Below are 17,691 nucleotides of genomic sequence, written 5' to 3' on the forward strand. Positions count from 1 at the left end.
GGCTCCTAAATTGGGCCGCGACGGCCGAATTTCAATCCACCGAGGACGATTCGCCAGTTCCGGGGCACTTTCGGGCCATTTCGTCGCATTCAGGCTCCATATGGGGCCCCAAGAACCGAATCTAGATCGCCGGTAGCTGTTGCATTCCCCTCCCGGTTTTGGCATACGACAGCCGTTGCCGGCGCGTCACGCGACCGACACAGGATGCGGGTGTAGCTCAGTGGTAGAGCACGACCTTGCCAAGGTCGGGGTCGAGGGTTCGAGCCCCTTCGCCCGCTCCAATTTTCTCCAAAGCATCCAGCCGATCCGGACGGAAACGTGGTTCGCCACGCCGCTCGCGGCTGTCCTGGGTTCGCAATGACAATTCTGGTCACCGGCAGCGCAGGCCACCTCGGGGAAGCCATCCTCCGGACCCTCCGAGCTCGCGGTTCCCCAGCGCGCGGGATCGATCTGAAGCCATCGCCCTTCACCGACGCGGTCGGCTCGATCGTCGATCCCGGCTTCGTCCGGGCGCAGATGGACGGCGTCTCCGCCGTGATCCACACCGCGACGCTGCACAAGCCGCATGTGGCAACCCACGGCAAGCAGGACTTCGTCGACACCAACGTTACCGGCACGCTCAACCTGCTCGAGGCGGGGGCGGCGGCCGGCGTGCGCAGTTTCGTCTTCACCAGCACCACCAGCGCGTTCGGCTCGCAGCTCCGTCCCGAGGCCGGAGAGGCCGCGGTGTGGGTCACCGAGGATCTGCCGCCGGTGCCGAAGAACATCTACGGCACCACAAAGCTGATGGCCGAGACCTTGTGCGAGCTGTTCTATCGCGAGCGCGCCCTGCCGGTCGTCGTCTTGCGGACCTCGCGCTTCTTTCCGGAAGACGATGACGATCCGGTGATGCGCTCGGCTTACACGCTGGAGAACGCGCAGGCCAACGAGCTGCTCTATCGCCGGCTGGACATCGCGGACGCCGTGAGCGCGCATCTGCTCGCCGCCGAACGGGCCCCGAAGATCGGCTTCGCCCGCTACATCGTCTCCGCCACCAGCCCGTTCGAGCCGCGCCATCTCACTGCGCTCGCGCGCGATGCCGCCGGTGTCGTGCGCGAGCTCTATTCGGATTGCGCGCTGCTGTATGCGGCGCGAGGCTGGAACCTCCTCCCCGAGATCGACCGCGTCTATGTCAACCAGCGCGCGCGGCGCGAGCTGGGCTGGCGGCCGGAATTCGACTTCGCGCATGTGTTGGACAGCCTGCGCACTGAGCGCGATTTCCGCAGCCCGCTGGCACGCGAGATCGGCTCGAAGGGCTATCATGACACGGTGTTCGACGACGGGCCCTACCCGGTCGCCTCGTAGGCGCCGGATTTGCTATTTTGCTCGACGCGTCAGATGTCTGTCCGGTCTCGCCGGGAGCGAGCCGCTTGAGCCGTTCTACTGTGCATGGGGTTGTTTTCGCGTTTTTGTATAACCACCCCCTCCTGCCGCCGGCGAAACGATCGGCGCTCCAATTGATTCCGCGCTGCAGCGAGAGCGGCGTTCGTTCGTTGACATTCCGTCTCAATTTTTCCGGAGCGTAACGGCGGCCCACGCGGCCGGCTTCTCACCGTTCGCAGATGTGCTAACCTTTTTGCGTCTGTCGTCCCGACGGACCTAAAACTTCGCCTCTCGACTAGCAAAATAAAATAATGCGCAGCCCTGACGGCTGCCTTAGGGGAGTGACGCGATGAAGTTCCATCGATCCGTCTTTCAATCCGTTCTGGCGCTTGCAGCGGTTGCCTTTCTCGCGGGGACCAACGCTGGCAATGCGCAGCAGCAGGACAAGAACCGGGCGCTGAAGAAATACGAATCCGGCACCAAGGAGTTCTGGACCCATCCGCCCGATGACTGGTTCCTCGGCGACGAGACCGAGGCGCAGAAGGGCCTCGCGCCGCCGTCGGGTCCGCCGACCGGCGCTTCCGATGCCGAGCTCGCCAACATCGTCAAGAAGATCAAGCTGCCGGCAGGCTTCAAGATCGAGGTCTACGCCTCCGGCGTGCTGGCCGCGCGGCAGATGGCCTGGGGTGACAAGGGCACGCTGTTCGTCGGCTCGTTCGGCCTCGGCAACGTCTATGCCATCAAGGACAACAACGGGAAGAAGGAGGTCAAGACCGTCCTCAAGGGCCTGAACATGCCCACCGGTCTCGCCTTCAAGGACGGCGCGCTCTACGTCATCGCGGTCGACAAGCTGATCCGCTACGACAATGCGGAGGCCAATCTCGACAAGCTCGGCGACGGCAAGGTCGTCTATGACGACATGCCGTCCTATGCCGCGCATGGCTGGAAGTACATCGCGGTCGACAAGGAAGGCTGGTTCTACATTCCGTTCGGACCGCCCTTCAACGTCGGCATCCCACCGACCAGCGTCTCGCAGATCCGGCGCGTCGATCCCAAGACCGGCAACGCCGAGATCTACGCGCTCGGTGTCCGCAACTCGGTCGGCGGCGACGTCGATCCGCGCACCGGCAAATTCTGGTTCACCGAGAATGCCCGCGACTGGATCAGCGACGATCTGCCCTCAGACAAGCTGAACATGATCAACAAAATGGGCGAGCATTTCGGCTATCCCTACTGCCACCAGGGCAATCTGCCGGACGACAAGTTCGCGATGGGCCACAAGTGCTCCGAGTTCACGCCGCCCGTGCTGAACCTCGGCGCGCATGTCGCTCCGCTCGGCATGAAGTTCTATACCGGCGACCAGTTCCCCGCCGAGTACAAGAACAACATCCTGATCGCCGAGCACGGCTCCTGGAATCGCCACAAGTACCAGGGCGGCCGCATCATGCGCGTGATTGTCGGGCCTGATGGCAAGAATCCCAAGCAGGAGGTGTTCGCCTCCGGCTGGATCGAGGGCGACCAGGGCTATCTCGGCCGTCCTGACGACATCATCCTCGCGAAGGACGGATCGATCCTCGTCGCCGACGACTGGGCCGGCGCGATCTACCGCATCAGCTACAGCAAGAAGTAGCGCGCACACGATAAGAGGCTGCGGTGGCCGGACGGTGCCGCAGCCTCTTTCATTTCAGAGCCACGTTGTCGTTCCTGATTGCGCGCCAGCGCAAGTCCGGAACTCATAACCACGAATCGGGGTTATGGATTCTCCGATGCGCAATTGCGCATCTTAGCTCGTGCTCCGCACGCCCCGGAATGATCCAGATAGATCGGAATTCCCTCGATGCGCCGCCAGTTTTCTTCGTACGCCATCGGCGCGCTTTCGCTTGCAGCGCTCGCATTCGCCCCGGCTCAGGCTGCGGACAATGCCGCGATCAAGGAGAAGGCTGCCGTCTGCTCCGGCTGTCACGGCGAGAACGGCATTTCGCAGACGGAGAATATCCCCTCGCTGGCTGGCCAGCCTGATCAGTTCATCCAGTGGCAGCTCGTGTTTTTCCGCGCGGGCTCGCGCAAGAACGACCAGATGCAGCCGATCGTCGAGGAGATCACCAATGAGGACATCCGCAATCTCGGCGCTTATTTCTCGCAACTGACGCCGCCGAAGGGACCGGAGGACAGCGACCCGGACCTGTCGAAAAAGGGCGCGCAAGTTGCCGCCGGCCGCCGCTGCGCCTCATGCCATACGGACAGCTTCGCCGGCACCAAGGGGGTGGCGCGACTGGCTGGCCAGCGCGAGGAATATCTGGTCAAGGCGTTGCGCGACTACAAAGCGGGCCAGCGCGTCGGCGGCGGCGTCGCCGCAATGGCCGATGTCGCCTATCACATGAGCGACGAGGAAATCACCGCCGTCTCGCACTATCTCGCGCATTTGAAATAGTGCGGAGCCGTTGCCACAAGCTCCGCTGTCGTCCCGGATCTGCGCTGCGCTTGTCCGTGACGACAGTGGAACACGAGGCTGCCTACCCCGCCCGCTGCTTCTCATACGCCTTCAAATGCGTGTAGGCGATGCGCAGCTTGGGCACCGGCACCTTGGCGGCATCGGCGCGTGCGATGAGATCACCGATGACATGATCGGCTTCGACCGGCAGGCCGGCCTTGATGTCGCGGAACATCGAGGCCGTCATCGGCGAGCCCTCGGCGGTGAGGTTGCCCTTCACCCGCTCGAAGAACGGCCCGCCCGGCGTATAGCCCGACGCGGTGGCGATCGCGCTGGTCTCGTCCAGCATGCCGAGCAGGAAGTCGCGGCCGCCGGGCGCGGCGAGGATGTTGCCGACAGAGGTGCGCATCAGGCTGGTGGAGGCCGCGAGCGAGGACAGGAACACCCACTTCTCCCACATGTCCTGCATGATGTTCTGGCTGGCCGCGGCGCCGGTGATGCCGCTCTTGAAGGCCTCGTCGATCGCCTTGACGCGATCTGAAAGCTTGCCGTCGCGCTCGCCGTAGTTCAGCGACTGCATCGGTTGGAGCTGCACCACCTCGCGCTGCTCGTTCAAGGTCGCGGCGATGGCGCAGAGACCGCCGAGCACGCGCTCCTTGCCGAATTTGGCATCGAGGATATCGAGATGCTTCATGCCGTTCAACATCGGGATGATCGCCGTATCAGGTCCGACCGCCGGCGCAAACGATTTGATGGCGTCGTCGAGATCGAACGCCTTGCAGCTCAAGAGCACGACGTCGAACTTGTCCTTGAGAGCGTCGGCTTGCACGGTCGGCGGATTCTTCAAGGTCACATCGCCATTCGGGCTCTTGATGATGAGGCCGGCGCTTGCGAGCTCGCCGGCGCGGCGCGGCCGGACCAGGAAGGTGACGTCGCGGCCGGCCTGCAACAGCCTGCCACCAAAATAGCCGCCGATGGCGCCGGCGCCGACCACGAGGATACGCATGGGAGAGCTCCGTTCTTTTCTTGGCGAATGGCGAATAGTGAGTAGCGAATAGTGAGCACGATTTCCACTCGCTATTCGCTACTCGCCATTCGCGCGCTTCACTTTCCTGACACCATCTCCTCGACCTCGCGCAGCTGCTCCTTGCCGAAGAACATCTCGTTGCCGACGAAGAAGGTCGGCGAGCCGAACGCGCCGCGGGCGACCGCTTCCTCGGTGTTCTTGATCAGCCTGCCCTTCACCTCGGGTTCCTGGCTGCGGGCGAACAGCTTCTGGGCGTCGAGCCCGGATGAGGCCAGCGCCTTCGCCGCGATCTCGGGATCGTCCATCTTCTTCGGCTCGCGCCACATGTGGTGAAAGGCCGCCTCGACGTATTTTTCGAATACGCCCTCGAGCTGTGCGGCAATCGCCGTGCGCATCAGGTTCAGCGTGTTGATGGGGAAATGCGGATTCCAGACATAGGGCTGGACATGGAAGCGCTTGATGAAGCGCTCGGTCTCGACCTGATGGAATTCACGCTTGTTCTTGATGCCCGCGAGCGTCTCGGCCGGCGACTTGTTGTTGGTCGACTTGAAGATGCCACCGAGCAGGATCGGCACATATTCGAACTTGACGCCGATGCGCTGCTCGATCGCGGGGATCGCGAGGTGGCTGAGATAGGCATTCGGGCTGCCGAAATCGAACAGGAATTGCGGGGCTGTGCGGGTCAAATCGTACTCCGTGACCTAATTTTTTGATCTAGCTTTTCCCGTATTGTGACGCAGCGTGCCCTGCGGGTCCACCGTTTAATGATGAGCATAATACTCTGGGAATCAGACCAGCCGCCGGATCGCCCGCTTGCGCCAGACCATGAGGTAATAGCCCATCTGCAAGGCGAACATGGCGCAGAACACGATGGGATAGGCGGCCCACACGCCCGGAAGGCCGATCGTGTGGCTCAGGATCACCGCGGCCGGCAGCTCGATCGCGATGATCGCGAAGATCGACAGCAGCATCGGCGTCAACGCGACCCCGGCCGCACGCATGGCACCTGAGAACACTGTGGCGAGGCCAAACGGCACCGAGCTCCACAGGGCGATATTGAGCAGGCCTTTCGCCAGATCGAGCACGGCGGCATCGGTGATGAAGATGCCGAGGATCGCGCGCGGCGCGAGATAGATCAGTGCCACGAGCCCGCCGGTCAGAACGAGGTTGAAAGCGAGCCCGGTCCGCACGATGCCGACGAGCCGGGCTCTGTCGCTGCTGCCGACGGCCTGCGCGCCGAGGATCGAGACCGCGATCGAAATCGATATCGCCGTGAACTGGGTGTAGCCCATCACCTGGTTGACGGCGCCATAGGCCGCAGTGGCCTCCGATCCGAAGCGGTTGACGAGGCCGAGCAGAGCCAGCTCTGCGATCGCCATCACCACCATGCCGATAGCGCTCGGCAATCCGATGCCGAGGATTTTTCCGAGCATGGCGCCGTTGAGCCGCAGGTGACCCAGCAGCGCCGCATCCGGCGCGAGCGCGTGCTTCTTCCGCAGCAGATAGAATGCCAGCACGATCAGCGTGAGCGCGTTCGAGATCGCAGCCGCCCATGCCGGACTGGTGATGCCGGCCGCCGGCAGTCCGAACGACCCACGGATCAACATCGGCGTCAGGATCAGCCCGATCGCGGTCGACAACGCCAGCGCCAGCAGCGGCGTCAGCGCATCGCCGACGCCGCGAATCATCGCCGTCATGAGCAGGAAGACGAAGCCGAGCGGCATCGTCAGCAGCATGATGCGCGCATAGGCGCTGGCCTGGTCGAGAATGTCCGCGGGCGTGGCGAGCGCCATCATCAGCGGACGGCTGAAGAGCCCGCCGGTCAGCGCCACTGAGATTGAAAGCAGAAGGCCGACCGCGAGCGTCGTGCCTACGACGCTCTTGATCCGGCCGTGCTCGCCTGCGCCAAAGGCCTGGCCGATCAGCACGGTCGCGCCGGTGCTCAGCCCCATGACGAAGGCGAACAGGAAGAACATCACCGGGAAGAACGCTGAGGCCGCCGCGAGCGCGTCGATGCCGATCATCTGGCCGAGATAGACGTTGCTGACGGTGCCGAACAGCGATTGCAGCGCGTTGCTCAGCATCAGGGGTGTGAGGAAGCGGAGGAATGTTGTCCAGAGCGGCTTGGGGGCAGACATGGATTGGCCTTTCATCAGGGCGTGCGAAGCCGTTGCCGCGCAATGCGCGGCTCGGCCGTCGATGGGAACGTGAGAGGGCGCGCGCCTTAAGCGCGGTCGCTGTAGGCGAGCTTGACGATGTGGTCGCGGATATCGACAGGCCAGTCCGCGATCAGCCCGGTGAAGCGTCGCCGGTCATCGGCAAACAGCGCGCGCGAGGCTTCCTCGAACTGCGGCAGGTTGCCCGCCATGGTCGACATGAAGTGATAGGCCGCCTCGCGCGCCTGCCGCTCGCGGTCCTTGTCGCCGCTTGCGCGCCTGGCCTCATCGACGAGCTTGCGCAGCGCGACCGAGGCGCCGCCCGGCTGCGTGCCGAGCCACTCCCAGTGCCGCGGCAGCAGCGTCACCTCGCGCGCGACCACGCCGAGCTTCGGCCGCCCGCGCCCGCGCGGCTCGCTCGGTGGCGTGCTCTCCTCGACCGGCGGCGACACGAGCTTCGCCAACCGCGCCAGCACCTCGCGATCCCCGCCGCGCAGATCGAAGTCGATTGATCGGCCCGTGCCGTCTTCGAAGATGATGATGGGCTCGTCCGGCCGTTGCGCCACCCGCTTGACGACCAGCGCGACCTCGCCTGCCGGCCCCGACACCAGTCGGCGCTGCCCCTGGAAGGCGGTAAAAATCTTCTGCATTGGAATCATTGCCATTTTGACGACGTTGGGGCCATTTAATATCCGGGTAAATTGTTGCCGTCAATATACCCGGGTGAAAATATCCGCACCGATGGCTCGACATTGTGATCCCGGGCTGGCACGAACGGCGCCATAGACCGACCATGTCTAGCCACCACGCCTTGCCTTGGGGACCTCGCCGATGCTGACCGTTCACCACCTCAACAATTCCCGTTCGCAGCGCGTGCTGTGGCTGCTCGAAGAGTTGGGCGTGCCCTATGAGATCGTGCGCTATCAGCGCCAGCCGGACATGCGCGCGCCGAAGGAGCTGCGCGCCATTCATCCGCTCGGCAAGTCGCCCGTCATCACCGACAACGGCAACGCCATCGCCGAGTCCGGCGCGATCATCGAATATCTCATCGCGACCTACGGCAACGGCCGGCTGATCCCGCCGCCGAACACGCCGGAGCGGCTGCGCTTCACCTATTGGCTGCATTATGCCGAAGGGTCCGCGATGCAGCCGCTGCTGCTGAAGCTCCTGTTCACGCTGATGCCGAAGCGTGCGCCCGCGCTGCTTCGTCCGCTGGTGCGCAAGGTCTCGAACCAGGCGCTCACCACGCTGGTCAATCCGCAGCTCAAGCAGCACATGGATTACTGGGAAGGCGAGCTCGGCAAGAGCGAGTGGTTCGCCGGCAACGAGTTCACCGCAGCCGACATCCAGATGAGCTTTCCGCTGGAAGCGGCGCAAGCGCGCGGCGGGCTCGAGCAGGGCCATCCCAAGGCGATGGCGTTTCTCGAGCGCATCCACGCGCGGCCGGCATATGCCCGAGCGCTGGAAAAGGGCGGGCCGTACCAGGTGGGGCGGTAGTTAGTCCCGTCATTCCGGGGCGCCCGAAGGGCGAACTATGGTGCGCAATTGCGCACCTGAGAATCTCGAGATTGTGGCGCGAGATCCCGGGTTCACGCTTCGCGTGCCCCGGGATGACATTCAAATCAATCCGCATGGAGCACGCGTCCGCGCGTCTCCGGCAGTGCAAACGCGGCGATGAAGAACACCGCATAAGCCACCACCGCGAACATCGCGATCGCATTCGCAAGCGACGTCGTCGCCGATAGCGCGCCGACGAGGAACGGAAACAGCGCGCCGTTCCCGCGGCCGAAATTGTAGCAAAAGCCCTGGCCGGAACCGCGCAGCCACGTCGGATAGAGCTCGGTCAGGAACGCGCCGATTACTGCCCCGCAGCTTCTGCGCCGCGCGTGCGCGGATCGGGCGCGCCGAGCGGTCCGTTGGGTGTCACGACAATCGAATTGACCGACGTCTGCCCCATCGGCTCGACGATGACGTGGCCCATCGCCTTCAGCTTACCCAGAACATCGCTGGGAAAGCCGCTCTCGACACGGACTTCATCGGGCAACCATTGATGATGCAGCCGTGGCGCTGCGACGGCGGCCGCAACATCCATCTTGTAGTCGAGCACGTTGACGATGACCTGCAGCACGCTCGAAATGATGCGGCTGCCGCCGGGCGAGCCCGTCACCAACACCGGCTTGCCGTCCTTCAACACGATGGTCGGTGACATCGAGGACAACGGCCGCTTGCCGGGGCCCGGCAGATTGGCCTCGAAGCCGATGAGACCGTAGGCATTGGAGGCGCCGATTGCGGCGGTGAAATCGTCGAGCTCGTTGTTGAGCAGCACGCCGGTGCCGTCGGCAACGAGGCCGACGCCGTAACTGAAGTTCAGCGTATAGGTGTTGCTGACGGCGTTGCCGCTGGAATCGACGACGGAGAAATGCGTGGTGTTGCTGCCCTCACGCGGCGAGGGAGCCGCGGAAACGAGCTCCTTCGACGGCGTGGCGCGTTCGGCGGAGATGCCGGCGCGCAGCTTGGCGGCGTAGTCCTTCCCGACGAGCGTCTCGATCGGTGCGTTGACGAAGGCGGGATCGCCGAGATAGCGCGCGCGATCCGCATAGGCGCGCTTCATCGCCTCGATCAGAAGATGCAGCGATGCCGGCGATCCCTGCTTCAGATCGGCGAGCTGAAAGCCCTCGAGGATGTTGAGCGTCTCCACCAGCACGACACCGCCCGACGAAGGCAGCGGCATCGACACGATGTCATAGCCGCGATAGGTGCCGCGCACCGGCGCGCGGATCACGGCCTGATAGGCCTTCAAATCGGCGGGCGTCATGATGCCGCCGGCGTCCGTCACGGCCTTGGCGAGCTTTTCCGCGACCGGCCCCTCATAGAAGCCGCGTGGCCCCTGTGCGGCGACCGCCGACAGCGTTTCAGCGAGATCGCCCTGCACCAGCCTGTCGCCTTCGCCCAGCGGCGCGCCATCGGGCCGCGAGAAGATTTTCGCCGAGGAGGGCCAGCGTGCCAGCCGCCGGTGCCAGGTAGGCAGCGTGTCGGCCATATCGTCGCCGACGGCGAAGCCGTCGCGGGCGAGCGCGATCGCGGGCGCAAGCAATTGCGCCAGCGTGAATTGCCCCGAGCCGTATTTCTCCAATGCCAAAGCGAGGCCCGCGACCGTGCCGGGCACGCCGACGCCGAGCGCGGAATCCCGTGACTTCGCAATATCGGGCTTGCCGTCGGCGCCGAGGAAGATTTGCGGCGTGGTCGCCGCCGGAGCCGTCTCGCGGTAATCGATCGTGATGTCTTCGTTGCGGTCCGCGGAATGGATCACCATGAAGCCGCCGCCGCCGATATTGCCGGCACGCGGATAGGTCACGGCCATTGCAAAGCCGGTCGCGACCGCGGCATCGACCGCATTGCCGCCGCTCCGCAGGATATCGGCACCGATCTGCGCAGATATCTTCTCCTGCGCGACGACCATGCCGTGCTCGGCGGCGACGGCGCGTACCGTGTCAGGCGCGGCTGGGACATAGGCCCGTCGCGCATCCTGGGCGGCTGCCGGTGACAGACCAAACGCCAGGGCGGCTATGAAGGCGAAAAATGTCCGCCTTGTCGAATATGACGACATCATCAAGCTTCCGCCGTGGCTTCGAACCAGTTCACATGCCTCGCTGCAATGCTATACGGTTTGCCCCAATAGAGGCAAAACTGTTCGTGATGAGGACTGCGTGATGACGACGATCGCCCCGGATGTGCGCATGGCCGGCGTGGCGCGGACCTATCCGCGGCGCGCCGCCGTCGTCAGCTGGATTTTCTTCGACTGGGCCGCGCAGCCTTATTTCACGCTGATCACGACCTTCGTGTTCGCGCCCTATTTCGCCACCAGCATTGCGCCGAACCCCGCCACCGGCCAATCGCTGTGGGGATTTGCGATGGCGGCCGCGGGCCTTGCGATCGCGTTGATGTCGCCGGTGCTGGGGGCCATCGCGGACGCCTCGGGCCGCCGGAAGCCGTGGATCGCGGGATTCGGTGCGCTGCTGGTGGCGGCATCCTGCACGCTGTGGATCGGCAAGCCCGGCGATCCCTCCATCATTCCGCCCCTGCTCACCGCAGTCGCGCTCGCCAGCGTCGGCGCGGAATTCGCCACCCTCTTCAACAACGCGATGATGCCGACGCTGGTGCCGCCGGAGCGCATCGGACGGCTCTCCGGCACCGGCTGGGCCACCGGCTATGTCGGCGGGATCGTCAGCCTGATCATCGTGCTCGGCTTCCTCGCGGCCAACCCGCAGACCGGCCGCACATTGCTGGGCTTCACGCCGCTGTTCGGGCTCGATCCGGTCAGCCATCAGGGCGATCGCATCGTGGGCCCGCTGACCGGGCTGTGGTTCATCGTCTTCGTGACGCCGCTGTTCCTGTTCACGCCGGATTATCCGGCGAAGCGCCCGGTGCGCCAGGCGTTGCGCGAGGGGCTGTGGGAGCTGAGGCAATCGATCAGAGGCTTGCCGCAACAGAGATCGCTGGCGGCATTTCTGCTCGCCAATATGATCTACACGGATGGTCTGGTGTCGCTGTTCGCCTTTGGCGGCATCTATGCCGCGGGCACCTTCGGCTGGCACACCATCCAGATCGGCACCTTCGGCATCATGCTCGCGATTGCCGGCGCATTTGGCGCGTGGTTCGGCGGCAAGCTGGATGATCGTCTCGGGCCGAAGCGCGTCATCGCCGGCAGCTTGCTCGTGCTGCTGTTGTCCGTGGCGGCAATTCTCCTGGTCGACAAGGACAGTGTTTTGTTCATCAAGGTCGCGCCGCCGCAAGCAGACGCTCCCTTGTTCTCGAGCGCGGCCGAGCGCGCCTATCTCGTGCTGGGCTGCCTCATTGGCGCGGCCGGTGGTCCACTCCAGGCGGCCTCACGCACGCTGCTGATCCACCTCGCACCGAAGGACCGCATCGCGCAGTATTTCGGCCTGTTCGCGCTGACGGGGAAGGTGACGTCCTTCATCGGACCGTTGCTGATCGGCATGATCACGGCGGTGACTGCAAGCCAGAAGGCCGGCATGGCCGTGCTGGTGGTGTTCTTCGTCGCGGGGCTGGGGCTGTTGATGCGGGTGAAAGACTAGCTAACTCTCGCCGTCGTCCCTGCGAACGCAGGGACCCATACCGCGTGATCTCTCGTTGGCGCGACGCGGCCAATACCGCGGACCAAGCTTCTCCCTGTGGTAATCGCGACGAGCGCAAGCGCTCGCGCGGAGGTCCCGGATCGGCGCTCTGCTCTCGACAACGCTACGCGTTGCCCGGAGCTGCGCTTGTCCGGGACGACAACCGCGGCTCAGTGCCGGAAATGCCGCGTGCCCGTGAACACCATGGCGATGCCGTGCTCGTCGGCGGCTTTGATCACCTCGTCGTCGCGCATCGAGCCGCCGGGCTGCACTACAGCGGTGGCGCCGGCCTCGATGCATGCGAGCATGCCGTCGGCGAAGGGGAAGAACGCATCCGACGCCACCACCGAGCCCTTGGTCAGCGGCTCGGCGAGCTTCAGCTCGTTCGCCGCATCCTGCGCCTTGCGCGCGGCGATGCGGGCTGAATCGACGCGGCTCATCTGGCCGGCGCCGATGCCGACGGTGGCGAGATCCTTGGCGTAGATGATCGTGTTCGACTTGACGTGTTTTGCGACCCGGAATGCAAACTTGAGGTCGCGCATTTCAGCGTCGGTCGGCGCGCGCTTGGTCACGATCTTGAAGGTCATGTCGTCGACCACGGCGTTGTCGCGGCTCTGCACCAGCAGGCCGCCGGCGACCGTCTTGGCGGTGAGGCCGGGCGCGCGCGGATCGGGCAGGCTGCCGGCGAGCAGCAGCCGCAGGTTCTTCTTGCCGCCGATGATGGCGATCGCCTCCTCGGTGGCGTCGGGCGCGATGATCACCTCGGTGAAGATCTTTGTGATCTCGCGGGCCGTATCTGCGTCCAGCGGACGATTCATCGCGATGATGCCGCCGAAGGCCGAGGTGGAATCGCAGGCCAGCGCCTTGCGATAGGCGTCGACGAGGTTTGATCCCTCCGCGACGCCGCAGGGGTTGGCGTGCTTGACGATGACGCAGGCCGCGGTGCGCTTGGCGTCGAACTCGCCGATGCATTCATAGGCCGCATCGGTGTCGTTGATGTTGTTGTAGGAGAGCTCCTTGCCCTGGAGCTGTCGCGCGGTGGAGACGCCCGGGCGCTTGTCGGGCGTCGCGTAGAACGCCGCGATCTGGTGCGGGTTCTCGCCGTAGCGCAGCGACTGGATCAACTTGCCGCCGAAGGCGCGGAAGTCGGGCGCGTCAATCTCGAGCTGGCGATTGAACCAGTTCGAGATCGCGGCGTCGTAGGCGCCGGTGCGCGCATAGGCCTTCGCGGCAAGCCGCCGGCGCAGTTTCAGCGTGGTCGCGCCCTTGTTGGCGGCAAGCTCGTCGAGCACCGCCTTGTAGTCATCTGCCTCGACCACGACGGCGACGTCGTCATGGTTCTTGGCGGCGGCGCGGATCATCGCGGGGCCGCCAATGTCGATGTTCTCGATGCAATCCTCGAAGCCGGCGCCTTTGTCGACGGTCGCCTCGAACGGATAGAGATTGACGACGAGAAGATCGATCGGCGCGATGCCGTGCGCCTTCATCGCGTCCGCGTGCTCCTTATTGTCGCGGATCGCGAGCAGGCCGCCATGCACCTTCGGATGCAAGGTCTTGACGCGGCCGTCCATCATCTCGGGGAAGCCGGTGAGGTCGGAGACGTCCTTCACCTTGAGGCCGGCCGCGGCGATCGCTTTCGCAGTGCCGCCGGTCGAGACCAGCTCGACATCATGGGCGGCGAGCGCCTTTGCGAATTCGATCAGGCCGGTTTTGTCGGAGACGGAAAGAAGCGCGCGGGTGACGCGGCGGGGATGGTCAGTCATGAGCAAGATCCTCTGTCTTAAGGAGTGTCTATGCCCAGGCGCGCGGCTTCTATGTCCCGCGCTTCCCGATGGTGCTCCATCCAAGGTCGCCAGTCGCGCGAGCGAGGGCTCGATAGCAGTTTTCGGCGTGCTTCACAACGATCAGATGGGGCCGAATCCGCGCGTTTACAGCGGAAGTTCCGGTTCGCGCCGGGCGTTGCGGCGGGCATTGGTGACGGTCGGCGATGCCGTGGAGCGGATAAAGCTCCAGCGGATCGAGGGCGCCTGCCGCGCGTCCTGCCGGATCACGATCTGGGCGGTGCGGCGCGGCCCGTCATTGCCGGCCAGGAACACGCTGTCCTCGAGGTCGACCTTGTCGTCGAGCGCCTCGAAGGTCCAGACGTCGCGGTTCGGCAGCACCAGCATGACGCCGCGCGCATCCGACAGCCGGCTCGCCTTCACTGCCGGATGCAGATGGAAGCGCAGCGCAAAGTCAGCGTCTGCGCCCTTGAAGCGTCCGCCCTGCGGCGGCGACAGCGTGTCCTCGCCGTCGATGCGCGCGCCGTCATTGGCGATCATCAGCACGCGGCGGTGGATCGCGCCGAACTTGGAAAGATAGCCGTCATGCGAGGTCGTGAGCAGCGTGCCGTTCTGCACGATCTCGCGATAGCTCTCGACCTCGACGGGCCCGCTGGTAACAGGCGAGCCGTGCAGGAGCCGCTTCATCGCCGACATCTCGACGAACTGGCACGAGGAGGTGTCGTGATAGGTCAGCGTCGAATGCGCCGCGGTGCCACGGGCGAACGGCCGCCAATTGTCGCGGCCTGTGGTCGGCATGCCGCAATTGGTGACGATGCGGCTGATGCCGGAAGACAGTTCGAACGACAGGCAGCCTGCATGGGCGTCGTGGCTGACGCCGGCTGGCGGCGGCGGGCCGGTGTCGATGATCACAGTGGTCTGGCCGGCATCGAGGCGCTGAAAGCCGGTATGCGGCATGTTCGCCATCGGCGCGCCGTGGGTGTCGTCATAGGCGAGCAGCGTTGCGAGCAGGTCGGACGATGTCGCGCTCATGCCGTTGAACAGCGCGAAATTTCCGTCGCCGTGGCGGAAGAAGCGCAGCATCGGCATCATGCGGTCGATCGCGTTGAGCAGCGCCGGTGGCGGCGCGATGTTGCGCGCAGCAAACGTCTGCCGCAGCGGCAGCAGGTCGATCAGGAGCTCAATCAGCGCCCCCGGATTGCGCGAGATGTGTCCGCCGTCGGGCAGGATCTGCCGCTGCAATTCGTCCGACAGCTTCTTCGATGCGCTGCGGATTTGGCCCGCCTGGTTGGCAAGGCACAAGGCCGCATAGCACAGCGCCATCAGCACCTGGAGCTTCGGCACCCCGTCGGGAATGTTGACCATGGTGTAGCGCAGGAAGCGGATCTCGCGCGCGAGGGCGCGCAGGTAACGGCGGTAGAACTTGTTGTCGGTCTCGTTGAGCACCAACGGCGCCTGCGACAGCAGCGAGATCACGCGCCGGGCCAGCACGTCGGCACGTCGCGCGACCGGGCGGCGCTTGTTGGCGGGGTTGGCGATCCAGTCCTCGATCAGCGCGCGCGCATTCGCCCGTGTCAGCGCAGTGTCGGCGGCGCGCAAATGGCGCAGCCAGCCGAAGCCGAGCAGCGCGACCTCCCAATCCTCCGACGGCGGCTCGAGATCGAAGATCGAACGGCCGTGGCAATTGACGATTTTGCCGGCGAAGACGAAGCGGCCGGCATAGATTTCGGCGGCGCGAGTCGCATCCGCGGTGCGCAGATCGTGCGGCGCGATGATCAGCCGATCGGTGCGGCCGGGCCAGACCCGCGACAGCGCAACGGAACCGCCGCTCGCGCGCGCGAGCATGTTCCGCGCGAAGCGGTTCATGACCAGCGTCGAGATACGTCTGCGTTGAGCGACCGACACGCTTTGCCTTGAAGGGGGAGAGGATTCCGACGAATCCCTATTAATCCCAAAATCGGACGTCTGACACCACCTTGAACGTGTGCGAATCAGCGTCGCGGTCGCAAAATCCGGTGCAAAATCAGGATTTAACGAGCCGGGTCGCGAAAAATCCGTCGAGCCCGCCGAGCTTTGGATCGGCGTTCGGCAGATGGCTGGGCAGGGTGCGCAGATCGCCGTCCCCTGTGATGATTTCGTCGAGGCCCGCGACCTCCGCGGCCTCGATCGGGACGCGGCGAAGCGCAGGCTCGCTCGCCAGCAGCGTCGCCACGGCCTGCTCGCCCTCTTCGAGTTCCAGCGAGCAGGTACAGTAGACCAGCGTGCCGCCCGGCTTGAGCAACGATACCGATTTTCGCAGCAGCCGCTGCTGGAGCACAGTCATGGCGGTGACATCGGATTCCTGCCGCAGCCACGCCACGTCGGGATGACGGCGGATCGTGCCGGTTGAGGTGCAGGGCGCATCGATCAAAATACCGTCGAAGCCATCGGCGGGGCCGGCCCATTCCACGGCGTCAGCGACGACGGTCTCGGCCTGGAGCGACAGCCGCGCCAGATTTTCACGCAGTCGCGTCACCCGGGCCGGCGAGCGGTCGATCGCCGTGACCTGCGCGCCGGCATGCGCCAGTTGCGCGGTCTTGCCGCCGGGGGCGGCGCAGAGATCGGCAATGGACTTGCCCTTGACGTCGCCGAACAGCAGGGCCGGCAGCGCGGCGGCGGCGTCCTGCACCCACCATTGTCCCTCGGCGAAGCCGGGCAGCATGGTCACCGAGCCGTGCAGCAGCATCCGCACCGTTCCGGTCGGAAGCGTCTCGCCGTGCAGGCGGCTCGCCCATTGCGCGGCATCGGACTTCACCGTGAGATCGAGCGAAGGCTCGTGGCCGAGTGCCAGTGCCATCTCCCTCGCGGTCGCTTCGCCATAGTGCGCGCTCCAGCGCGCGAGCAGCCATGGCGGCAGATCCAGCGATTGCGCGGCAACCTCCTCGACCAGCGCCGTGCCCTCGCGCGCGCAGCGGCGCAGCACGGCATTGACGAGGCCGGCATAGCGCGCGGCGCGCCGGTCGGATTGCACCAGGCGAACGGAGAGGTCGACGGCCGCGTGATCCGGTACGTCCATCCAGAGGATCTGCGCCGCGCCGATCAGGAGCGCGCTCTGCGCGCGCGGCGCATCGGAGGGGATGCCCTTGTCGAGCAGGCGGGACAGCACATGGCCGAGCGTGCCGAGCCGGCGCAGCACCGTGGCGACCAGGCGCCGCATCAGCGCGCGGTCGCGGTCGGCCAGCGTCTTCAGTCCGGGATGGGCGCCGCTGCCGTCGAGTTGGTCGTCGAGCGTACGGTGCTTGTGCAGCACGCCGTCGACGATGTCGGCGGCAATCCGTCGCGCCGCGAGACCGGGCACTTCGGACGGAGGGGCGAAACGTTGAGATGGCATGCGGAAGCAAGGTTCTGAGCGAGCGGCAGTTCCGCCGCAATGGGCGCATGCCTTGAGAACCCAATCTCTGGCACGCGAATATGCCAAATGTAAGAATCGCTTCCGGCTTTTTCAGCCCTTCCGGGCCGATTTCAGGAATGCGTTATTGGACATCGCGTTGCGGCTCGTCCTGCGCTAGAAAGCCTGGCGATGAGTGACCTGTCTCCCGTTTCCGACCGCAAGCAGCTCACGCCGGCAGCCAAGCGCGCGCTGGCCGAAGCCGAGGCGCGCCGGCAGGCCGCGACGAAGGCGCATGCGGAAGCCGCGCCCAAGGAGTTGCAGGGACCAAAGGGGCCTGAGCCCACCCGTTACGGCGACTGGGAGCGCAAGGGCATTGCTTCCGACTTCTGAGTCGCTCTTGCAGGCTCGGCCGACTCAGCCATAGCGTCG

Annotated in this window: 14 protein-coding genes, 1 tRNA gene, 1 pseudogene and 1 riboswitch; of the genes and pseudogenes, 7 read left to right on the forward strand and 9 right to left on the reverse strand. The window is 65.1% G+C overall.

Annotation, left to right across the window (positions count from 1 at the left end):
- The first annotated feature begins 206 nt into the window (after positions 1-206).
- The 4 genes from RAD10_RS04660 (at position 207) to RAD10_RS04675 (ending at position 3,793) form a co-directional block, all read left to right on the forward strand.
- Positions 207-281 (forward strand) — tRNA-Gly (locus RAD10_RS04660).
- Positions 282-357: 76 nt separating this feature from the next.
- Positions 358-1,344 carry an NAD-dependent epimerase/dehydratase family protein gene (locus tag RAD10_RS04665; RefSeq protein WP_461616493.1) on the forward strand — a complete coding sequence of 329 codons (987 nt, stop codon included), beginning with the start codon at positions 358-360 and terminating at the stop codon, positions 1,342-1,344.
- A 367-nt stretch (positions 1,345-1,711) separates the two neighbouring features.
- Positions 1,712-2,992 carry a PQQ-dependent sugar dehydrogenase gene (locus RAD10_RS04670; RefSeq protein ID WP_461616494.1) on the forward strand — a complete coding sequence of 427 codons (1,281 nt, stop codon included), beginning with the start codon at positions 1,712-1,714 and terminating at the stop codon, positions 2,990-2,992.
- Between the two features lie 207 nt (positions 2,993-3,199).
- A complete protein-coding gene (locus RAD10_RS04675) occupies positions 3,200-3,793 on the forward strand; it encodes a c-type cytochrome (RefSeq protein WP_461616495.1) in 594 nt (197 codons plus the stop codon).
- Positions 3,794-3,875: 82 nt separating this feature from the next.
- Here the strand turns inward: RAD10_RS04675 and panE are convergent, their stop codons facing one another.
- The 4 genes from panE to RAD10_RS04695 all read right to left on the reverse strand — a co-directional run bounded on the left by panE (position 3,876) and on the right by RAD10_RS04695 (position 7,641).
- A complete protein-coding gene (panE, locus tag RAD10_RS04680) occupies positions 3,876-4,799 on the reverse strand; it encodes a 2-dehydropantoate 2-reductase (RefSeq protein ID WP_461616496.1) in 924 nt (307 codons plus the stop codon).
- Between the two features lie 98 nt (positions 4,800-4,897).
- Entirely contained in the window at positions 4,898-5,506 is a 609-nt protein-coding gene (locus RAD10_RS04685) for a 2-hydroxychromene-2-carboxylate isomerase (RefSeq protein WP_461616497.1), read from the reverse strand.
- 102 nt (positions 5,507-5,608) lie between these two features.
- Positions 5,609-6,958, reverse strand: coding sequence for an MATE family efflux transporter (locus RAD10_RS04690; protein WP_461616498.1), 1,350 nt, complete (start codon positions 6,956-6,958; stop codon positions 5,609-5,611).
- Positions 6,959-7,044: 86 nt separating this feature from the next.
- Positions 7,045-7,641: a DUF2239 family protein gene (locus tag RAD10_RS04695; protein WP_461616499.1), complete on the reverse strand. Its 597-nt coding sequence runs from the start codon at positions 7,639-7,641 to the stop codon at positions 7,045-7,047.
- Between the two features lie 166 nt (positions 7,642-7,807).
- Between RAD10_RS04695 and RAD10_RS04700 the strand changes: the two genes are divergently transcribed.
- A complete protein-coding gene (locus RAD10_RS04700; protein ID WP_461616500.1) occupies positions 7,808-8,473 on the forward strand; it encodes a glutathione S-transferase family protein in 666 nt (221 codons plus the stop codon).
- A gap of 125 nt (positions 8,474-8,598) precedes the next feature.
- On the opposite strand, the pseudogene RAD10_RS04705 reads toward RAD10_RS04700, so the two are convergent.
- Together RAD10_RS04705 and ggt are read right to left on the reverse strand one after the other, a co-directional pair.
- Positions 8,599-8,835, reverse strand: a pseudogene (locus RAD10_RS04705) (MFS transporter); the annotation flags it as partial.
- Positions 8,835-10,586: a gamma-glutamyltransferase gene (gene ggt / locus RAD10_RS04710; protein WP_461616501.1), complete on the reverse strand. Its 1,752-nt coding sequence runs from the start codon at positions 10,584-10,586 to the stop codon at positions 8,835-8,837. The gene ggt and the pseudogene RAD10_RS04705, both read right to left, overlap by 1 nt.
- A gap of 100 nt (positions 10,587-10,686) precedes the next feature.
- Between ggt and RAD10_RS04715 the strand changes: the two genes are divergently transcribed.
- Positions 10,687-12,072, forward strand: coding sequence for an MFS transporter (locus tag RAD10_RS04715; RefSeq protein ID WP_461616502.1), 1,386 nt, complete (start codon positions 10,687-10,689; stop codon positions 12,070-12,072).
- A gap of 209 nt (positions 12,073-12,281) precedes the next feature.
- On the opposite strand, the gene purH is transcribed toward RAD10_RS04715, so the two are convergent.
- From purH to RAD10_RS04730, 3 genes are all read right to left on the reverse strand, one after another.
- Positions 12,282-13,874 carry a bifunctional phosphoribosylaminoimidazolecarboxamide formyltransferase/IMP cyclohydrolase gene (gene purH / locus RAD10_RS04720; protein ID WP_461616503.1) on the reverse strand — a complete coding sequence of 531 codons (1,593 nt, stop codon included), beginning with the start codon at positions 13,872-13,874 and terminating at the stop codon, positions 12,282-12,284.
- Positions 13,875-13,899: 25 nt separating this feature from the next.
- Positions 13,900-13,981, reverse strand: a riboswitch (ZMP/ZTP riboswitch).
- A 58-nt stretch (positions 13,982-14,039) separates the two neighbouring features.
- The gene (locus tag RAD10_RS04725) at positions 14,040-15,758 is read right to left on the reverse strand and encodes a heparinase II/III family protein (protein WP_461616504.1); all 1,719 of its coding nucleotides are present in this window, start codon (positions 15,756-15,758) and stop codon (positions 14,040-14,042) included.
- Between the two features lie 157 nt (positions 15,759-15,915).
- Positions 15,916-17,262 carry an RsmB/NOP family class I SAM-dependent RNA methyltransferase gene (locus RAD10_RS04730; RefSeq protein WP_461616505.1) on the reverse strand — a complete coding sequence of 449 codons (1,347 nt, stop codon included), beginning with the start codon at positions 17,260-17,262 and terminating at the stop codon, positions 15,916-15,918.
- A 189-nt stretch (positions 17,263-17,451) separates the two neighbouring features.
- Here RAD10_RS04730 and RAD10_RS04735 point away from each other — a divergent pair, with 189 nt between their 5' ends.
- Positions 17,452-17,652 carry a DUF1674 domain-containing protein gene (locus tag RAD10_RS04735; RefSeq protein ID WP_461616506.1) on the forward strand — a complete coding sequence of 67 codons (201 nt, stop codon included), beginning with the start codon at positions 17,452-17,454 and terminating at the stop codon, positions 17,650-17,652.
- Positions 17,653-17,691 lie beyond the last annotated feature (39 nt).

Source organism: Bradyrhizobium sp. 23AC (genome assembly GCF_054863025.1).